13 protein-coding genes and 1 tRNA gene are annotated in these 19,620 nt (G+C 68.8%); 5 read left to right on the top strand and 9 right to left on the bottom strand.

All coding sequences use genetic code 11. From position 1 onward, the window contains the following. The first annotated feature begins 220 nt into the window (after window positions 1-220). The 4 genes from ACZ6I1_RS34060 (at window position 221) to ACZ6I1_RS34045 (ending at window position 5,681) form a co-directional block, all read left to right on the top strand. A complete protein-coding gene (locus ACZ6I1_RS34060; RefSeq protein ID WP_469292902.1) occupies window positions 221-2,329 on the top strand; it encodes a hypothetical protein in 2,109 nt (702 codons plus the stop codon). Window positions 2,330-2,348: 19 nt separating this feature from the next. Beyond that, the gene (locus tag ACZ6I1_RS34055; RefSeq protein WP_469292901.1) at window positions 2,349-3,773 is read left to right on the top strand and encodes a hypothetical protein; all 1,425 of its coding nucleotides are present in this window, start codon (window positions 2,349-2,351) and stop codon (window positions 3,771-3,773) included. Then, window positions 3,770-4,327: a Pycsar system effector family protein gene (locus tag ACZ6I1_RS34050; RefSeq protein ID WP_469292900.1), complete on the top strand. Its 558-nt coding sequence runs from the start codon at window positions 3,770-3,772 to the stop codon at window positions 4,325-4,327. The genes ACZ6I1_RS34055 and ACZ6I1_RS34050 overlap by 4 nt, the downstream gene beginning before the upstream one ends. A 232-nt stretch (window positions 4,328-4,559) precedes the next feature. After that, window positions 4,560-5,681: a M48 family metalloprotease gene (locus tag ACZ6I1_RS34045; RefSeq protein ID WP_469292899.1), complete on the top strand. Its 1,122-nt coding sequence runs from the start codon at window positions 4,560-4,562 to the stop codon at window positions 5,679-5,681. A 62-nt stretch (window positions 5,682-5,743) separates the two neighbouring features. Here the strand turns inward: ACZ6I1_RS34045 and ACZ6I1_RS34040 are convergent, their stop codons facing one another. From ACZ6I1_RS34040 to ACZ6I1_RS34000, 9 genes are all read right to left on the bottom strand, one after another. After that, the gene (locus ACZ6I1_RS34040) at window positions 5,744-9,643 is read right to left on the bottom strand and encodes a DNA-directed RNA polymerase subunit beta' (protein WP_469292898.1); all 3,900 of its coding nucleotides are present in this window, start codon (window positions 9,641-9,643) and stop codon (window positions 5,744-5,746) included. A 97-nt stretch (window positions 9,644-9,740) separates the two neighbouring features. Beyond that, window positions 9,741-13,223, bottom strand: a complete 3,483-nt coding sequence (gene rpoB, locus ACZ6I1_RS34035) for a DNA-directed RNA polymerase subunit beta (protein WP_469292896.1) — start codon at window positions 13,221-13,223, stop codon at window positions 9,741-9,743. 597 nt (window positions 13,224-13,820) lie between these two features. After that, complete coding sequence (gene rplL, locus ACZ6I1_RS34030; protein ID WP_048474779.1) at window positions 13,821-14,207, bottom strand: 50S ribosomal protein L7/L12; 387 nt, start codon at window positions 14,205-14,207, stop codon at window positions 13,821-13,823. 110 nt (window positions 14,208-14,317) lie between these two features. Further along, entirely contained in the window at window positions 14,318-14,848 is a 531-nt protein-coding gene (rplJ, locus tag ACZ6I1_RS34025; protein WP_215144029.1) for a 50S ribosomal protein L10, read from the bottom strand. 377 nt (window positions 14,849-15,225) lie between these two features. Then, complete coding sequence (gene rplA, locus ACZ6I1_RS34020; protein ID WP_469292894.1) at window positions 15,226-15,954, bottom strand: 50S ribosomal protein L1; 729 nt, start codon at window positions 15,952-15,954, stop codon at window positions 15,226-15,228. 86 nt (window positions 15,955-16,040) lie between these two features. Next, on the bottom strand, window positions 16,041-16,475 hold the full coding sequence (gene rplK / locus ACZ6I1_RS34015; RefSeq protein ID WP_069921505.1) for a 50S ribosomal protein L11: 435 nt from the start codon (window positions 16,473-16,475) through the stop codon (window positions 16,041-16,043). A 165-nt stretch (window positions 16,476-16,640) separates the two neighbouring features. Continuing rightward, window positions 16,641-17,555 carry a transcription termination/antitermination protein NusG gene (nusG, locus tag ACZ6I1_RS34010; RefSeq protein ID WP_469292892.1) on the bottom strand — a complete coding sequence of 305 codons (915 nt, stop codon included), beginning with the start codon at window positions 17,553-17,555 and terminating at the stop codon, window positions 16,641-16,643. Window positions 17,556-17,639: 84 nt separating this feature from the next. Further along, window positions 17,640-17,921 (bottom strand): preprotein translocase subunit SecE, encoded by a 282-nt coding sequence (gene secE / locus ACZ6I1_RS34005; RefSeq protein ID WP_030298162.1) that lies wholly within the window; start codon window positions 17,919-17,921, stop codon window positions 17,640-17,642. 106 nt (window positions 17,922-18,027) lie between these two features. Beyond that, window positions 18,028-18,100, bottom strand: a tRNA-Trp gene (locus ACZ6I1_RS34000). A gap of 205 nt (window positions 18,101-18,305) precedes the next feature. Here ACZ6I1_RS34000 and ACZ6I1_RS33995 point away from each other — a divergent pair. Continuing rightward, window positions 18,306-19,532 (top strand): pyridoxal phosphate-dependent aminotransferase, encoded by a 1,227-nt coding sequence (locus ACZ6I1_RS33995; protein ID WP_469292891.1) that lies wholly within the window; start codon window positions 18,306-18,308, stop codon window positions 19,530-19,532. Window positions 19,533-19,620: the final 88 nt, after the last annotated feature.

The raw sequence follows: 19,620 nt of genomic DNA, 5'->3' as shown, positions 1-19,620 counted from the left end.
CCCCCCCCTCCCTCCCCCCCCCTCCCCCCCCCCCCCCCCCCCCCCCCCCCCCCCCCCCCCCCCCCCCCCCCCCCCCCCCCCCCCCCCCCCCCCGGGCCCGGACGGAAGCCCCGACTCGGCCTGCCCAAGTGATCAACGGCGGACAGTTCGGCGGCGTCAACCACGGCATCGCGGGCGGCACCTTCCACGGCGACATCCGGCTGGGCGGCGGTGACCGCCGATGAGCACGCCGGTGGCGGACTCCTCCGCTCCGGCCGAGGTGCCGGATCCGGCGCAGTCCCCGGCCGAGCCGGCCGCCGCCGCGGCTCCCGAGGAGGCCCCGCCGCAGAGCGCGTACGACGCCCGCCGGGACCTGCTGCGCGGCATCCCCGACGCCATGCGGGGCGGCGTCGGCGGCGGGCTCTTCGGCGGCGTCAACCACGGCATCAGCGGTGGCGTCTTCCACGGCGGCATCACCGTCAACAACGTGTCGCTCGGCGGCGCCTCACACGCCTCGGGCGAAGTCCCCCGAGCCACCCTCACCGGCCTCGACCAGGCGTTCACCGAAGAAGGCAGCAACTTCCGGGACCTGCTGGACCAGCTCCGCAAGGAGCGGGTCCTGGTCCTCACCGGACCCCGCTTCACCGGCCGGCGCACCGCCGCGCTCATGCTGCTGGAACGCCTGCGCACCGGTTCGGTGCACGCACTGGACCGGAGCACGGCGCCCGAGGAACTGGCCGAACGGCTCGGCAGCGAGCAGGCACGCGGATACGTGCTGTGCGACCCGATCACCGCCCGGAACCAGCCGCTGCGCGACACCCATCTGCTGGCCGCCCGGGACAAGCTCGGCGAGCACAGCTACCTGGTGATCACCGCTGGTCCGCACACCCGTCTGGAGGGTGTCGCGGGCCACCCGTGGCAGCCGCCCGGCGCCGCGGCCGTGCTGCGCTCCTCTCTGCGGGCCGCGGTGGGTGAGGGCGACGAGCTGCGGCGGCTGATGGCCCTGCCGGCCGTCACCGACTTCCTCGACCACCACCCACAGCTCCGCGAGGCCGCGCGGTTCGCCGACGTACTGGGACGCCACTGCCTCCTCGGCGGCGACGCGTCGGAGATCGAGGCCTTCTCGCAGGGCGCCCTGGAACAGCAGGTCCAGGAGTGGTTCGAGGACGAGGACGGGATCCTGCACCTGCGGGAGAAGGCCTTCCTCGTCGCCCTCGCCGCCTTCCACAAAGGCCCGTACGCCCTCACCGCCGAACTCAGCGACCTCCTCTTCGGCCTCCTCCAGCGCACCGAGGACCCGGCCCGGCCCGCGGCCGTCCCCGTCTTCGGCACCAATCCCGCCAAGCGCCTCCAGCTGGCCCGCGCCGTCCGCTACCCGAAGGAGGAGCAGACCGAGTGGGGTCCGGTCACCCAGTCGATGGCCGCTTTCCGGGACGACCGTCTCGCGGCGGTCCTGCTCCGCGAGGTGTGGACCGGACACCCGTCCGCCCGCCCCGCCCTGGTCGGCTGGCTGCGGCTGCTCGCCGCCGACGGGCGGTCCTTCGTCCGCACCCGGGCCGCGTCCACCGTCGCCGTCCTCGCCCTGCACGACCTGCCCTCCGCCATGGCCCTGGTCATCGAGGAGTGGGCCCGGTCCGACCGCCCGTGGCTGCGGATCGGCGCCGTCAACGCCCTCGCCCTCGCGCACGTCATCGGCACCCCGAACATCCCGCGGATCACCGACCGCTGGTGCGCCGACGGTACGAGCCACCCGCGGCTGCGCTGGGCCGCGATCCGCGTCCACGGGCTGATCGGCGACGAGCGGCCGGCGGAGACGGTCGAGGCACTGCGCGCGGCCGTGCGCTCGCTCGACGCGGACGACGACGAGACGGCGGCCGAGGTCGCCCAGTCCGTCGAGCTGCTGCTGCTCTCGGACGCGCGCGACGCGGTCCTCGACGAGCTGCTGGACACCCGCGACGACGACCGGGCCGCCATCGACCTCGCGCTCGACGGATTCCTGCGGGCGTGCACGCACACGGAGGAGGACGAGCCCCACGGCCGCCCGCTGGTCCTGGGCTGGTACGCCCGCGCCGCCACCTCCAGGCCCGCCTCGGCCCGGGGCATCGCCCTTCTGTGGCGGGCCGCGCTGGACCGTCCCGGCCGCCAGGAGGAGGCCCTGGACCTGCTGCACGAGTGGGTGGTGGCCGCCGACCGCGACCGCGACACCGAATGGGCGCTCGCCGCTCTCCTGCCCGCCCTGGTCACCCGTCCCGATGAACACGACCGGCTGTCCCACCTGCTGCGCTCCGGGAACCAGGGCCAGGTGCCCGCCGTCTCCGCGCGCCTGCTGACCGTACTGCCGGCCCACTGAACCGAGGAGAAGCCGCACGATGTCCGATCCCCGCCGCCGCCCGGACTGGGAACAGCCCGCCGACCGGCACACCCAGCTGATCGACCCCGTGATCACCGTCCAGCAGCTCGGGCGGTTCGAGGTGTTCCGCAAGCTGCAGACCCGCATCGACCACGCTCTGGTCTTCTCGACCACCAAGGGCGGGTACGTGGCCTTCCTGCCGCCGCACCGGCCCGGCTCCACCCGCGGGTACACGGCGGTGTACGAGGTCGACACGGGAGTCCACCACGTCCGCGCGGACATCGAGCTGCCCAGCGACAACGACGCCTACCAGTTCGTGGTGGCCGTGGAGATCAGCTGGCGGGTGGCGGATCCCGCCCTGTTCGTGGCGAGCGGCCGGCGCGACGTGCCGCGGCTGCTGCTGGGCGAGCTGGAGCAGGCCGCCCGGCCGGTCGCCCGGCGCTTCGCCATCGCGGACAGTGCGGGGGCCGAGGGGGAACTGCTGCGGGTGCTGCCCGAGGCCCGCCCGCTCGGCGCGGACTGCGGACTGCAGACCTCCTGGACCGTCCGGCTGCGCCGCGACCAGGAGAACATCGACCACCAGCTGCGCCTGCAGGCCATCCGGCACGGCACCGCCGAGCAGATCCTCACCGAGGAACTCGGCATGCAGTACGACGTCCAGCTCGACCAGCGGGCCCGCCTGCAGGACGAGCTCACGACCGGACGGGCGCTGGCCTACGGCAGCCGGCAGCACCAGCTCGCCCTCCAGCAGCAGCAGTGGGAGCACCAGCAGCGCATGGAGCTCAGCCGCCAGCAGGCGGAGCTCCAGCGGGTCGAGGCCGAGAAGATCGCCTTCTACCAGTGGCACCTGGAGCAGGGCGGGGTGCACGGGTGGGCCCTGCACCTGGCCCAGCACCCGGAGGACTCGGCCCTCGTCATGCGGACCATGCGCGAGGACCAGCTCCAGATGATCAGGGACCAGATGAGCCTGGTCAGCCAGGTCCTCGCCGACGGCGGGGCCGAGCGGCACGAGTTGCAGGGGCCCAAGCAGCTGGCGCTGCGCGCCATGAACGACATCCTCAACCAGCGCCTCCCCGGCGTCCCCCACGACCCGGCTCCGCCGGCCCCTCCTGCCCCGCCTGTCCCGCCGTATCCGGGCCAGATCCCGCCGCAGGCCGCGCCGCCCGGACCGCCGTCGGCGCAGCCGCTCCAGGGACCGCCGCCGGGTCCGCCCCCGGGACCGCCCCACGTCCCGCCGCAGCCGCCCCAGGCTCCGCCGACCGCGCGGCCGCCCGCGGCCCCGGCCGGGCAGTTCGGACCGCCCCCGACCTTCCAGCAGTGGGAGCCGCCGCCCGGGTACGGGACCGCTCCCGTACAGCCGCCGCCGCAACCGGCCCCCGAGGCCGGGGGCGAGACCGAGCCCCAGACCGAGACCGAGACCGACGACGGAAGGCCGCAGCCGTGACCGCGCCCCCGACCCCGACCGCGACTACGACCTCGACCTCGGTCCCCGCCCCGGTCCCCGCCCCGGCCGGCGGCGAGGCCGCCGCCCGCCTGCTCGCCGACCTGCGCGGGGAGATAGCCCGGGCCGACAGCAAGGCTTCGGTGCTGGTCGGCGCCCTGGGGATGACCGCCGGGGTGATCAGCGCGCTCCTCGCCGGGAAGGGCTGGCGGCCGGACTCGCTCTCCACCCCGGGCACCGCCGTCTGGTGGACGGGGGCCACCGCCCTGGCCCTGGCCCTGCCCGCCCTGCTGCTCGCGGTGCTGCCCCGCTACCGCGCGGCCCAGTGGCGTCCCGGCACCCCGCTCTCGTACTTCGGCGACATCCGCTCGGCGGTCCGCCAGGGCCGTCTCGCCGAGGCCCTCGCCGACACCGACCGCGATCCCGGAGCCTCGCTGATGGCGGCGCTCGCGGAGAACAGCCGGATCGCCGCCCGCAAGCACCAGTGGATCAGGACCGGCCTCTTCGCGTTCTGCACCGCCGCCGTCCTGCTCCCCGCCGCCCTGCTCATCGGCTGACGTCCCCGAACAACGAAGGATCACGATGAACCAGCCACCCGAGTACCCGCAGAACCCCCCGTACCCGCAGGACCCCCGGGCCCCCGAATACCCCCAGTACCCCCAGTACCCCCAGAGCCCACCACCCCTGGTGTACCCGGCGGCCTCCCCACAGCCCCAGCAGCCACCCCGGCCACCCCGGCCACCCGCATACCCGCAGCCCCAGCAACCGCCCCAGCCACCCCAGCCGCCCGTGTATCCGCAGGCCCAGCCGCCCGCCTACCCGGCCTACCAGCCGGCTCCGCCCCAGCCCCCGGCCCCCGCGTACCCTCAGCTGCCGCCGCAGCCGCCGGCCCACGCCCCGTTACCCGTCCCCGCCCAGGCCCCGGTCCCGCCGCCCGCCCCCCTCGACGACCTGGACTACCAGATCGCCCCCGGCACCCGCGTCCACATCAAGGCCCAGCAGCGCAGCGCCGACGCCACCGCCTTCGGGCAGCTCGCCCTGCACGTCCCCGGGTTCCTGATGAGCCTGATGGTGGTCCTGCTCCTCGCCACCCTCCTGGAGGCCCTGACCGGCCTGCCCGCCTGGGTGCCCGCCCTGCTCTGGATCGCCTCGGGGGCCCTGGTCTTCCACCGGCCCAGCGAGGACTTCTTCGCCCGCCACCTGCTGCGCCTGCAACGGCCGCTCCCCCACGAGCTGGCCGCGCTCACCCCGGTGTGGCGCGAGGTCACGGCCCGCGCCGGCATCGACGGCAGCCGCTACGAGCTGTGGATCGAGGACAGCGACCACCTCAACGCCTACGCGGCCGCGGGCCACATCGTCGGCGTCACCCGGTACGCCCTGGAGAACCTGCCGAAGTCCCAGCTCGCCGCCGTACTGGCCCACGAGCTCGGCCACCACACCGGCGGCCACGCCTGGTCCGGGCTGCTGGGCTGGTGGTACTCCCTGCCGGGGCGGATCGCCTGGCAGGTCATCCGGGTGGTGACCGTCTTCGTCATCCGGTTCACCAGCTTCTTCTCCTACCTGGCGGCCGGGGTCGTGATCATCGTCGTGGGCCTGTTCACCCTGGTGACGATCACCGCCACGTACGGGCTCCCCCTGCTGCTGCTCGTGATGCCCTACCTGACGGCCGCGGTGGGCCGGCGCGCCGAGCTGCGGGCCGACGAACACGCCGCCGTACTCGGCTTCGCGCCGATGCTCGCGCAGATGCTGCACGGGGTGATGGTCCAGGAGGAGCAGGAGAAGCACGCGGTGCTCGTCCGGACCGGCAAGCCGTTCACCGAGCCCGGCACCCTGGACCGGCTGCTCTCCACCCACCCCGACCCCCGCACCCGGCTGCACCACCTCCAGCCATACCTCCAGCCCGCTCGTTGAGAAACGCCGCAGGGCGGCCACCCTCTCGGGTGACCGCCCTGCGGTTACTGCTCTTCTGCGACTCAGCCGTTGTAGGGGCCGTAGTCGTAGTCCTCCAGCGGGACAGCCTGGCCGGAGCCGGTGCCGAAGGGCGAGTAGTCGATGTCGTCGTAGCCGACGGCCGAGTACATCGCGGCCTTGGCCTCCTCGGTGGGCTCCACCCGGATGTTGCGGTAGCGGGCGAGGCCCGTACCGGCCGGGATGAGCTTACCGATGATGACGTTCTCCTTGAGGCCGATGAGGCTGTCGGACTTGGCGTTGATCGCCGCATCCGTCAGGACTCGGGTCGTCTCCTGGAAGGAGGCGGCCGACAGCCAGGACTCCGTCGCCAGCGAGGCCTTGGTGATACCCATCAGCTGCGGACGGCCGGAGGCGGGGTGACCGCCCTCGGTGACCACACGACGGTTCTCGGTCTCGAACTTCGACCGCTCGACCAGCTCGCCCGGCAGGAGCTCCGCGTCGCCGGACTCGATGATCGTCACGCGGCGCAGCATCTGCCGGATGATGATCTCGATGTGCTTGTCGTGGATCGACACGCCCTGCGAGTTGTAGACCTTCTGGACTTCGCCGACCAGGTGGACCTGGACGGCACGCTGGCCGAGGATGCGCAGCACGTCGTGCGGGTTGGTGGCACCCATGGTGAGCTTCTGGCCCACCTCGACGTGGTCGCCCTCGGACACGATGACCTTGGCGCGCTTCGAGATCGGGAAGGCCGTCTCGTCGCTGCCGTCGTCCGGGGTGATGACGATCTTCTTCGTCTTCTCCGTCTCCTCGATCCGCACGCGGCCGGCGGCCTCGGAGATCGGGGCGACACCCTTCGGGGTACGGGCCTCGAAGAGCTCGACGACACGCGGCAGACCCTGCGTGATGTCGTCACCGGCCACACCACCGGTGTGGAAGGTACGCATCGTCAGCTGGGTACCGGGCTCACCGATGGACTGGGCGGCGATGATGCCGACCGCCTCACCGATGTCGACCAGCTTGCCGGTGGCGAGCGAGCGTCCGTAGCAGAAGGCACAGGTGCCGACCGCGGACTCACAGGTCAGGACCGAGCGGGTCTTGACCTCCTCGACGCCGTTGGCGACCAGGGCGTCGATGAGCACGTCACCGAGGTCGACATTGGCCGGCGCGATGACCTTGCCGTCGATGACGACGTCCTCGGCCAGCATGCGGGCGTAGATCGAGGTCTCGACGTCGTCGGCCTTGCGCAGCACGCCGTCCTCGCCGCGAACGGCGATCTTCAGCTTCAGGCCGCGCTCGGTGCCGCAGTCCTCCTCGCGGATGATCACGTCCTGCGAGACGTCCACCAGACGACGAGTCAGGTAACCCGAGTCGGCGGTACGCAGGGCGGTGTCCGCCAGACCCTTACGGGCACCGTGCGTGGAGATGAAGTACTCCAGAACGGTGAGGCCCTCACGGAAGGACGCCTTGATCGGACGCGGGATGGTCTCGTTCTTCGCGTTCGACACCAGACCACGCATACCGGCGATCTGTCGCATCTGCATCATGTTTCCTCGGGCACCCGAGTCAACCATCATGAAGATGGGGTTCGTCTTGGGGAAGTTCGCGTTCATCGCCTCGGCAACCTCGTTGGTCGCCTTGGTCCAGATCGCGATGAGCTCCTGCGTGCGCTCGTCCTTGGTGATCAGACCGCGCTCGTACTGCTTCTGGACCTTCTCGTCCATCGCCTCGTAGCCCGCGACGATGGCCTTCTTGGCCTCGGGCACGACGACGTCGGAGATGGCCACGGTGACGCCCGAACGGGTCGCCCAGTGGAAGCCGGCCGCCTTCAGGTTGTCGAGCGTCGCCGCCACGATGACCTTGGGGTAGCGCTCCGCCAGGTCGTTGACGATCTCGGAGAGCTGCTTCTTGCCCACCGAGTAGTCGACGAACGGGTAGTCCTCGGGCAGCAGCTCGTTGAAGAGCGCGCGGCCCAGCGTGGTCCGCAGACGGAAGCTGTCGCCCGGCTGGAACTCCTGCTCGCCCTCTTCGGCGACCGGCGGCACCCAGCCACGCGGCGGGATGGTGCCCACCGGGAAGCGGATGTCGACGGACGACTGCAGCGCGAGCTCGCCGGCGTCGAACGCCATGATCGCCTCGGCCGTGGAGCCGAACGCGCGGCCCTCGCCCTTGGTGTCACGGAGCTCACCGTCGGTGGTCAGGAAGAACAGACCGAGGACCATGTCCTGGGTCGGCATCGTGACCGGACGGCCGTCGGCCGGCTTGAGGATGTTGTTCGAGGACAGCATCAGGATGCGGGCCTCGGCCTGCGCCTCCGCGGAGAGCGGCAGGTGCACGGCCATCTGGTCACCGTCGAAGTCCGCGTTGAACGCGGTGCAGACGAGCGGGTGGATCTGGATGGCCTTGCCTTCGACCAGCTGGGGCTCGAAGGCCTGGATGCCGAGGCGGTGCAGCGTGGGCGCACGGTTCAGCAGGACCGGGTGCTCGGCGATGACCTCTTCGAGCACGTCGTACACGACCGTGCGGCCGCGCTCGACCATGCGCTTGGCGCTCTTGATGTTCTGCGCGTGGTTCAGGTCGACCAGGCGCTTCATCACGAACGGCTTGAAGAGCTCCAGCGCCATGGCCTTGGGCAGGCCGCACTGGTGCAGCTTCAGCTGCGGACCGACGACGATCACGGAACGCGCGGAGTAGTCCACGCGCTTGCCGAGGAGGTTCTGGCGGAATCGACCCTGCTTGCCCTTCAGCATGTCGCTGAGGGACTTCAGGGGACGGTTGCCGGGACCGGTCACCGGACGACCACGACGACCGTTGTCGAAGAGGGCGTCCACGGCCTCCTGAAGCATGCGCTTCTCGTTGTTCACGATGATCTCGGGCGCGCCGAGGTCGAGGAGCCGCTTCAGACGGTTGTTGCGGTTGATCACGCGGCGGTACAGGTCGTTCAGGTCGGAGGTCGCGAAGCGGCCACCGTCCAGCTGCACCATCGGACGCAGGTCCGGCGGGATCACCGGCACGCAGTCCAGCACCATGCCCTTGGGGCTGTTGCTGGTCTGCAGGAACGCGGAGACGACCTTGAGGCGCTTGAGCGCACGGGTCTTCTTCTGGCCCTTGCCGGTACGGATGATCTCGCGGAGGCGCTCGGCCTCCTCCTCGAGGTCGAAGGACTCGAGGCGCTTCTGCAGCGCCGCGGCACCCATCGAGCCGTCGAAGTACGTGCCGAAGCGGTCGCGCAGCTCGCGGTAGAGCAGCTCGTCGCCCTCGAGGTCCTGGACCTTGAGGTTCTTGAAGCGGGTCCACACCTCGTCGAGGCGGTCGATCTCGCGCTGGGCGCGGTCACGGAGCTGCTTCATCTCGCGCTCGGCGCCTTCGCGCACCTTGCGGCGCACGTCGGCCTTGGCGCCCTCGGCCTCGAGCTCGGCCAGGTCGGTCTCGAGCTTCTTGGCACGGCCTTCGAGGTCCGCGTCACGGCGGTTCTCGATCTGCTGGCGCTCGACGGAGACGTGGGCCTCCAGCGACGGGAGGTCGCGGGTGCGGCGCTCGTCGTCCACGAACGTGATCATGTACGCGGCGAAGTAAATGACCTTCTCGAGGTCCTTCGGCGCGAGGTCCAGCAGGTAGCCCAGGCGCGACGGGACGCCCTTGAAGTACCAGATGTGGGTGACGGGAGCGGCAAGCTCGATGTGGCCCATCCGCTCACGGCGCACCTTGGCGCGCGTGACCTCGACGCCACAGCGCTCACAGATGATGCCCTTGAAGCGGACACGCTTGTACTTGCCGCAGTAGCACTCCCAGTCCCGGGTCGGACCGAAGATCTTCTCGCAGAAGAGTCCGTCCTTCTCGGGCTTGAGGGTGCGGTAGTTGATGGTCTCCGGCTTCTTGACCTCGCCGTGCGACCAGGTTCGGATGTCGTCCGCGGTGGCAAGGCCGATCCGCAGCTCGTCGAAGAAGTTGACGTCGAGCACTGTGCGTCAATCCCTCTTTCGGGGTCGAGTCTCAATCATGGTCTGAACGGTCCCGGGGATGACGGGGGGCTCTTGAGCGAGCCCCCCGTCAGGCCCGTCAGACCTCTTCGACGCTGCTCGGCTCGCGCCGGGACAGGTCGATACCGAGCTCCTCCGCCGCGCGGAAGACGTCCTCGTCGGTGTCGCGCATCTCGATGGACATGCCGTCCGAGGACAGCACCTCCACGTTGAGGCAGAGCGACTGCATTTCCTTGATGAGCACCTTGAAGGACTCGGGAATGCCCGGCTCGGGGATGTTCTCGCCCTTGACGATGGCCTCGTAGACCTTCACGCGACCGGTCACGTCGTCGGACTTGATGGTCAGCAGCTCCTGGAGGGCGTAAGCGGCGCCATAAGCCTCGAGCGCCCACACCTCCATCTCACCGAAGCGCTGGCCACCGAACTGCGCCTTACCACCCAGCGGCTGCTGCGTGATCATCGAGTAGGGGCCGGTCGACCGGGCGTGGAGCTTGTCGTCGACCAGGTGGTGGAGCTTGAGGATGTACATGTACCCGATCGAGATCGGGTCCGGGAACGGCTCGCCGGAGCGGCCGTCGAACAGACGCGCCTTACCGGTCGGGAGCACCATGCGCTCGCCGTCGCGGTTCGGGATGGTGTGCTGCAGCAGACCGGCCAGCTCGTCCTCGCGGGCACCGTCGAACACCGGGGTGGCGACGTTGGTACCGGGAGCGACCTGGTCGGCGCCGATCGCCTGGAGGCGCTGCGCCCACTCGTCCGCCAGACCGGAGACGTCCCAGCCGCGGCTGGCGAGCCAGCCGAGGTGGATCTCCAGGACCTGTCCCGGGTTCATTCGGGACGGGACACCCAGCGGGTTCAGGATGATGTCGACCGGAGTTCCGTCCTCGAGGAACGGCATGTCCTCGATCGGAAGGATCTTCGAGATAACACCCTTGTTGCCGTGACGGCCGGCGAGCTTGTCACCGTCGGTGATCTTGCGCTTCTGGGCGACGTAGACGCGGACCAGCTGGTTCACGCCCGGAGGAAGCTCGTCGCCCTCCTCGCGGTCGAAGACGCGGACACCGATGACCTTGCCGATCTCACCGTGGGGGACCTTCAGCGAGGTGTCACGCACCTCGCGGGCCTTCTCACCGAAGATCGCGCGGAGCAGGCGCTCCTCCGGGGTCAGCTCGGTCTCGCCCTTGGGCGTGACCTTGCCGACCAGGATGTCGCCGGCGACCACGTCGGCACCGATGCGGATGATGCCGCGCTCGTCGAGGTCCGCCAGGACCTCCTCGGAGACGTTCGGGATGTCCCGGGTGATCTCCTCGGGGCCCAGCTTGGTGTCACGGGCGTCGACCTCGTGCTCCTCGATGTGGATCGAGGAGAGGACGTCGTCCTGCACGAGGCGCTGCGACAGGATGATCGCGTCCTCGTAGTTGTGGCCTTCCCACGGCATGAACGCGACGAGCAGGTTCTTGCCGAGGGCCATCTCGCCCTCTTCGGTGGCCGGGCCGTCGGCGAGGACCTGGTCCTCGGCGATCCGGTCGCCTTCGTTGACGATCACCTTCTGGTTGACCGAGGTGCCCTGGTTCGAGCGGGAGAACTTGGAGACGCGGTACGTGGTGTACGTGCCGTCGTCGTTGGCGACGGTGATGTAGTCGGCCGAGACCTCCTGGACGACACCGTCCTTCTCCGCCTTGATCGAGTCACCGGCGTCGACGGCGCAGCGGTACTCCATGCCGGTGCCGACGAGCGGCGCCTCCGCCTTGATGAGCGGAACGGCCTGGCGCATCATGTTCGCGCCCATGAGGGCACGGTTGGCGTCGTCGTGCTCGAGGAACGGGATCATCGCGGTCGCGACGGACACCATCTGGCGCGGGGAGACGTCCATGTAGTCGACGTCGTCACCGGCGATGTAGTCGATCTCGCCACCACGACGGCGGACCAGCACGCGGTTCTCGGTGAAGCGCATCTCGTCGTTCAGGCGGGCGTTCGCCTGGGCGATGACGAAGCGGTCTTCCTCGTCGGCCGTGAGGTAGTCGACCTCGTCGGTGACGACACCGTCGACGACCTTGCGGTACGGGGTCTCGATGAAACCGAACGGGTTGATCCGGCCGTAGGAGGCCAGCGAGCCGATCAGACCGATGTTCGGGCCTTCAGGGGTCTCGATGGGGCACATGCGGCCGTAGTGCGACGGGTGAACGTCACGGACCTCGAAGCCGGCCCGCTCACGGGACAGACCACCCGGGCCGAGGGCGTTCAGACGACGCTTGTGCGTCAGCCCCGACAGCGGGTTGTTCTGGTCCATGAACTGCGACAGCTGGCTGGTGCCGAAGAACTCCTTGATGGAGGCGACGACCGGCCGGATGTTGATCAGGGTCTGCGGCGTGATCGCCTCGACGTCCTGGGTCGTCATGCGCTCGCGCACGACGCGCTCCATACGGGCGAGACCCGTACGGACCTGGTTCTGGATGAGCTCGCCGACGTTGCGGATACGACGGTTGCCGAAGTGGTCGATGTCGTCGGTCTCGACGACGATCTCCCGGCCCGACTCGCCGACGGTCTCGGTCTCGCCCGCGTGGAGCTTCACCAGGTACTTGATCGTCGCGATGATGTCGTCGGTGGTGAGCACACCGGCGTCGAGCGGCTCGTCGGCGCCGAGCTTCTTGTTCACCTTGTAGCGGCCGACCTTCGCGAGGTCGTAGCGCTTCGGGTTGAAGTAGAGGTTCTCGAGCAGCGTCTGAGCGGCCTCGCGGGTCGGCGGCTCGCCCGGGCGCAGCTTGCGGTAGATGTCGAGCAGCGCGTCGTCCTGACCCTGGGTGTGGTCCTTCTCCAGGGTGGCGCGCATGGACTCGTACTCGCCGAACTCCTCGAGGATCTGCTCGGTGGTCCAGCCGAGAGCCTTCAGGAGGACGGTGACGGACTGCTTGCGCTTGCGGTCGATGCGGACACCGACCATGTCGCGCTTGTCGACCTCCATCTCCAGCCAGGCACCCCGGGACGGGATGATCTTGGCGGAGAAGATGTCCTTGTCGGACGTCTTGTCGATGGAGGAGTCGAAGTAGACACCAGGGGATCGGACAAGCTGCGACACGACGACACGCTCGGTGCCGTTGATGACGAAGGTGCCCTTGTTGGTCATGAGCGGGAAGTCGCCCATGAAGACCGTCTGAGACTTGATCTCTCCGGTCTCGTTGTTCGTGAACTCGGCCGTGACGAACAGCGGAGCCGCGTACGTGAAGTCGCGCTCCTTGCACTCGTCGACAGAGTTCTTCGCCGGCTCGAAACGGTGGTCGCGGAAGGTCAGCGACATCGACCCGGAGAAGTCCTCGATCGGCGAGATCTCCTCGAAGATCTCTTCCAGACCGGACTTGGTGGGGACGTCCTGTCCACTCTCAAGCGCCGACTCGACGCGAGCCTTCCAGGCGGCATTGCCGAGCAGCCAGTCAAAGCTTTCGGTCTGCAGCGCCAGGAGGTTCGGAACCTCGAGGGGCTCCTTGATCTTTGCAAAGGAGATGCGCAGCGGGGCGGTGCTGGCACCGTTGTTCGTATTGGTCGAGGCGTTGCGCGAGGCGGCCAAGAGGGGGTCCTTCCGAGGGCTCGGACTCACTACGCGCGTACCGGTCCCAGCCGACACAGAAGACAGACCCCTCCCGAACTGGCCAAAAGACCAGGTCAGGGCGTATCAATCAAGTGTGCTCGAGCGTGGGCATGCCCCTGGCGACGGGCAGGGGGCAGCTAACAGGCAGCGCAAAGGGTCAGTGTAGCCACTTGGCTCACTGATGTCCAGACCAGGTTTCCGGCAACCGGCAACAGGCCTTCCCCACGTCTCTTCACATCAACACTGCGCCCAACATCGTCGCGGCCCTCGTACACAGAGCGCGTATGAGTACTGCCCTCTTCGTAGCCGATCCATGCCTCGGATCCCGGATCGAGCCGGATCGCATGGGATCGAGCCGATTCGAGCTGGCGACGGGACTGAGAATTGCGCGCCGCGTCCCGTTCGTCAAGGCCCCCTGCTCCGAGCGGATCATCTCCGGACCCTGCTTCGAGGCAACGAAGATCACCATACTCCCCAACGAGACCAGGGCAAGTCAGGCACTGCCGGTACGCCAAAGGGCGACCACCCTTACGGGTGATCGCCCTTGGCTGGGGCCTCGGAGAGGCCCCAGAGGTGTTACTTGACCTCGACGGCCGCACCGGCGCCCTTGAGGGCCTCGGCGGCCTTCTCGGCGGCGTCCTTGGCAACCTTCTCGAGGACCGGCTTCGGGGCGCCGTCCACGAGGTCCTTGGCCTCCTTCAGACCCAGGGAGGTCAGCTCGCGCACGACCTTGATGACCTGGATCTTCTTGTCGCCGGCACCGGTGAGGATGACGTCGAACTCGTCCTTCTCCTCCTCGGCGGCGGCGGCGTCGCCACCACCCTGACCCGGGGCGGCAACGGCGACGGCCGCGGCGGCGGTGACGTCGAACTTCTCCTCGAAGGCCTTCACGAACTCGGAGAGCTCGATGAGGGTCATCTCCTCGAACTGGGCGAGGAGGTCGTCCTGAGAGAGCTTCGCCATGATGGGCGATCCTTCCACTAATTCGGCAGGTGCCGGATGTATATAGAGGCGGGCGTAACGGCCCGCTACGACCCACGCACTAGGCGGCGTGGATCAGTGCGCGAGCCGAATTACTCGGCACCGCCCTGCTCGGCGAGCTTGACGCGAAGCGCTTCCGCGGTGCGGACGAACTTCGACGGCAGCGCCTGGAAGAGCGAGGCAGCCTGAGACTGCTTGCCCTTGAACGCGCCGGCCAGCTTGCTGAGCAGAACCTCGCGGGACTCGAGGTCCGCAAGCTTCTTGATCTCATCGGCGGTGAGCGCCTTACCATCAAGGACACCCGCCTTGATGATGAGATTCGGGTTCTCCTTGGCGAAGTCACGCAGGCTCTTCGCCGACTCCACCGGGTCACCGGTGATGAAGGCGACCGCGGTCGGACCAGCGAAGTGCTCGTCCAGCGCGGTGATCCCGGCCTGGTTGGCCGCAATCTTGGTCAGCGTGTTCTTCACCACGGCGTACTGGGCGTTCTCACCGAGCGAACGACGCAGCGTCTTGAGCTGCGCAACGGTGAGACCCCGGTACTCGGTCAGCACGGCGGCGTTCGAGCTCTGGAACTGGTCCGTGAGCTCGGCTACCGCGGCAGCCTTGTCGGGCCTTGCCATAGAGCGTCGGCCTCCTTCCGGGTGATGAGGACCGCTCAGAAGGGGCTGAACAAAACGAAACGCCCCGGCGCAAGCGCACGGGGCGTAAGCTCGACCGAATCTCTCCGGGAGCTTCTCCACGAACACCTGCGCAGGACGTCCGCACTCAGCGGATCCTTCGGCCGCCGCGCTCTTGCGGGCACGGCAACGACCAGCGGTCTTTGGCTTCTGGGGAAGAGTACGTGAAGCGGTCGACCCAAGGCAAATCGCCCCTGGGCGGCCCCTCGGAACCCCCTTGGGCGCCGGCCGGGGCCGAGCGGGCGGCATGCGAAAAACGGGCCCCTCGCCGCCCGTGAGGGGGCGAGGGGCCCGTTCAGCCACTCGGCGAGCCGTCAGGCTCAGACAGCAGCCGGGTCTTCCTCGACGAGGAGGTTCCGGGTGCGGTTCGGGTCCAGCTGGATGCCGGGGCCCATGGTGGTGCTCAGGGCGGCCTTCTTGACGTAGCGGCCCTTCGCGGCGGACGGCTTCAGACGGAGGATCTCGTCCAGGGCCGCGCCGTAGTTCTCGACCAGCTGCTCATCGGAGAAGGAGACCTTGCCGATGATGAAGTGCAGGTTCGAGTGCTTGTCGACGCGGAACTCGATCTTGCCACCCTTGATCTCGGTGACAGCCTTGGCGACGTCCATCGTGACGGTGCCGGTCTTCGGGTTCGGCATGAGGCCACGGGGACCGAGCACGCGGCCGAGGCGGCCGACCTTGCCCATGAGGTCCGGAGTGGCCACCACCGCGTCGAACTCGTTCAGGCGGTTGCCCTTGGCGATCTCGTTGATCAGCTCGTCGTCGCCGACAATGTCGGCGCCGGCGGCTTCCGCGGCCGCAGCACGGTCACCGGTCGCGAAGACCAGGACCCGGGCGGTCTTGCCGGTGCCGTGCGGGAGGTTCACGGTGCCACGGACCATCTGGTCGGCCTTGCGCGGGTCGACACCCAGGCGGAAGGCGACCTCGACGGTGCCGTCGAACTTGGTCGCGGAGGTCTCCTTGGCGAGACGGACGGCCTCGAGCGGGGCGTACAGCTTCTCCCGGTCGACCTTGGCGTCCGCAGCGCGGAGAGTCTTGCTGCGCTTCACTTCTGCTCCTGTGTTGTTTCTGGCGTGGAGTCGTGGTGCGGACCAGCGCTTGGCCCTACCACTGGTGGTGCTGGAGGGGGGCTGGATCAGCCTTCGACGGTGATGCCCATCGAACGCGCGGTGCCGGAAATGATCTTCACGGCGGCGTCGATGTCGTTGGCGTTCAGGTCGGGCATCTTCAGCTCGGCGATCTCCTTGACCTGGGCAGCCGTGAGCTTGGCGACCTTGGTCTTGTGGGGCTCGCCGGAGCCCTTCTCCACGCCCGCGTGCTTCAGGATGAGGCGCGCGGCCGGCGGAGTCTTGGTGATGAAGGTGAAGGAGCGGTCCTCGTAGACCGTGATCTCCACCGGCACGACCATGCCGCGCTGCGACTCGGTCGCAGCGTTGTAGGCCTTGCAGAACTCCATGATGTTGACGCCGTGCTGACCGAGCGCGGGGCCGACCGGCGGAGCCGGGTTGGCCGCACCGGCCTTGATCTGGAGCTTGATAAGCCCCGTGACCTTCTTCTTCTTGGGAGGCATTGCTCTCTCCGGGTCCTAGTGAGAGTTTTCAGCCGCCGATCCGGTCATCCGGATGGAGGCATACCGCACCACGATAACGGGTATCGGTGCGGGGCTAAAAACCGAGCAGGTCAGACCGCCCTTCACGGGGCGATCTGACCTGTCCGGAAGCTTTCGTTCAGAAGATCAGTTCTTCTGGATCTGGTCGAAGCTGAGCTCGACCGGGGTCTCGCGGCCGAAGATCTCGACGAGGCCCTTGACCTTCTTCGAGTCCGGGTTGATCTCGTTGATCGTCGCCTGGAGCGTGGCGAAGGGGCCGTCGGTGACGGTGACCGAGTCGCCGACCTCGAAGTCCAGGACCTCGATGGTGCGCTTGACGGCGGGCGCCGGCAGGCCGGCCTCTTCCGCGGCGGCCTTGGCGGCCTTCTCCTGCGCCTCCGGGGCGAGCATCTTGACGATCTCGTCCAGCGTCAGCGGGTACGGGTCGTACGCGTTGCCGACGAAGCCGGTGACACCAGGCGTGTTGCGGACGACGCCCCAGGACTCGTTCGTCAGATCCATGCGGACGAGAACGTAGCCGGGCAGCTTGTTCTGCCGGACGTTCTTGCGCTCGCCGTTCTTGATCTGGACGATCTCTTCCTCGGGCACCTCGGCCTGGTAGATGAACTCCTCGACGTTCAGCGAGACGGCGCGCTGCTCCAGGTTGGCCTTCACGCGCTTCTCGTAACCGGCGTAGGTGTGGATCACGTACCACTCGCCGGGCAGGAGGCGCAGCTCGTCGCGCAGGGCCTGGATGGGGTCGACGGGCTCGGCGGGCTCGGCCTCGGCGGCCTCCTCGCCGGCCTCGGCCTCGACCTCGGCGCCGCCCTCTTCCTCGGCGTCGTCGGCAGCCGCCTCGACCTCGGCGTCATCCTCGATCTCGGCGTCGGCGTCGACCTCGTCCTGGACGTGCAGCGCGGCCTCCTCGGCGGCGACACCCGCCTTGGCGTCGGCGATCTCGGCCTCGTCGGGGTCCACAGCGTCCGCCGCCTCGACGATGTCGAGCGCGTCCTCGACGGACTCGACGGAGTCGTGGCTCGCGTTCAGGTTCGGGTCAGACACGGTGGCTGCTTCTTCCTGGATACAAAAGGTGGTGGAACATGCGAAAACGGGCGGCACCCATCAAGGCGCCGCCCTCCGCGGGGATCAGCCGAAGACGAACTTGATGGCTTCCTGGAACCCATAGTCAATCACGGTCACCAGACCGATCATGATGACCACGAAGACAATCACCACGGTGGTGTACGTCGTGAGCTGGTTGCGAGTGGGCCATACAACCTTGCGGAGTTCCGCGACGATCTGGCGGTAGAACAGCGCGAGCCGGCCCAGAGGACCCTTCTTGCCGCGCTTGCCGCCCTTGCGGGCCTTCTTCTCGCGGGTGTCGTCCTCGGCGTCAGGCATGTCGATGGAGCCCAGGGCGTCCGTCACGTCTCTCACCTGAATCCGGGTCGTGGCCGTACCGCGCCCGGTTGCGCCGCACGGCGTTGCATCGAAGTACGTACCTGCGCACACACATCCGAGAAGGAGTGTGGAGCAGGGCCGGAGGGACTCGAACCCCCAACCGCTGGTTTTGGAGACCAGTGCTCTACCAATTGAGCTACGACCCTTTGCGTCCCCCAACCTACCGCATCCGAGCGAGTGCACGGAGTGCTCACGCTTTGGGCCGGTCGACGAGGTCCAACGACAGGTGAGTGTACGTGAACCGCGCCCTGACGTCGAACAGGATCCCGTCGGGCCGGCCCTGCGCCGTCCCGGGGTCCGGTAACTGAAACGTTGTGCGGCACTTCTTTGCCGTCTGGGACGATTGCTCGCATGACCTCTGCAACGCCTTCTTCCGAGCGCCGGGTGTCCGCCCGTATCGGCGCCATTTCCGAGTCCGCCACCCTCGCCGTGGACGCCAAGGCCAAGGCCCTCAAGGCCGCCGGACGCCCGGTGATCGGCTTCGGCGCGGGCGAGCCCGACTTCCCGACCCCGGACTACATCGTCGAGGCGGCGGTCGAGGCCTGCCGCACCCCGAAGTACCACCGCTACACGCCGGCCGGCGGTCTGCCCGAGCTCAAGGCCGCGATCGCCGCCAAGACCCTGCGCGACTCCGGCTACGAGGTCGACGCCTCGCAGGTGCTGGTGACCAACGGCGGCAAGCAGGCGATCTACGAGGCCTTCGCGGCGATCCTGGACCCGGGCGACGAGGTCATCGTCCCGGCTCCGTACTGGACCACCTACCCGGAGTCCATCCGTCTCGCCGGCGGTGTCCCGGTCGAGGTCGTCGCCGACGAGACCACCGGTTACCGGGTCTCCGTCGAGCAGCTCGAAGCGGCCCGCACCGAGCGCACGAAGGTCGTCCTGTTCGTCTCCCCGTCCAACCCGACGGGCGCGGTCTACACCGAGGCCGACGCCGAGGCGATCGGCCGCTGGGCCGCGGACAAGGGCCTGTGGGTCCTGACCGACGAGATCTACGAGCACCTGGTCTACGGCGACGCGAAGTTCGTCTCGCTCCCGGCGATCGTCCCCGAGCTGGCCGACCGCTGCATCGTCGTCAACGGCGTCGCGAAGACGTACGCGATGACCGGCTGGCGCGTGGGCTGGATCATCGGCCCGAAGGACGTGGTCAAGGCCGCGACGAACCTGCAGTCGCACGCCACCTCCAACGTCTCCAACGTGGCGCAGGTCGCGGCGCTGGCCGCCGTCTCCGGCGACCTCGAGGCGGTCCACGAGATGCGCACCGCCTTCGACCGGCGCCGCCAGACGATGGTGCGGATGCTGAACGAGATCGACGGCGTCGTCTGCCCGACCCCCGAGGGCGCGTTCTACGTGTACCCCTCGGTCAAGGCGATCCTCGGCAAGGAGATCCGCGGCAAGCGCCCGCAGACCTCCGTCGAGCTCGCCGCCCTGATCCTGGACGAGGTCGAGGTCGCGGTCGTCCCCGGCGAGGCCTTCGGCACCCCGGGCTACCTGCGCCTGTCCTACGCCCTGGGCGACGAGGACCTGGTGGAGGGCATCTCCCGGGTCCAGAAGCTCCTCGCGGAGGCCAAGGCCTAGACGAGTAAGTCCGAAGTCTTCGTCAGTGGTCGTAGGCGATGAGTGATCGTGTGATGGCTGTGCCGTTGGCCCGGTTGTGCCAGATCGC

It is taken from the genome of Streptomyces sp. NPDC046303, assembly GCF_055588085.1.
Note: the sequence above shows the minus strand (reverse complement) of the source record. Positions and strands in the feature narration are given on the sequence as shown.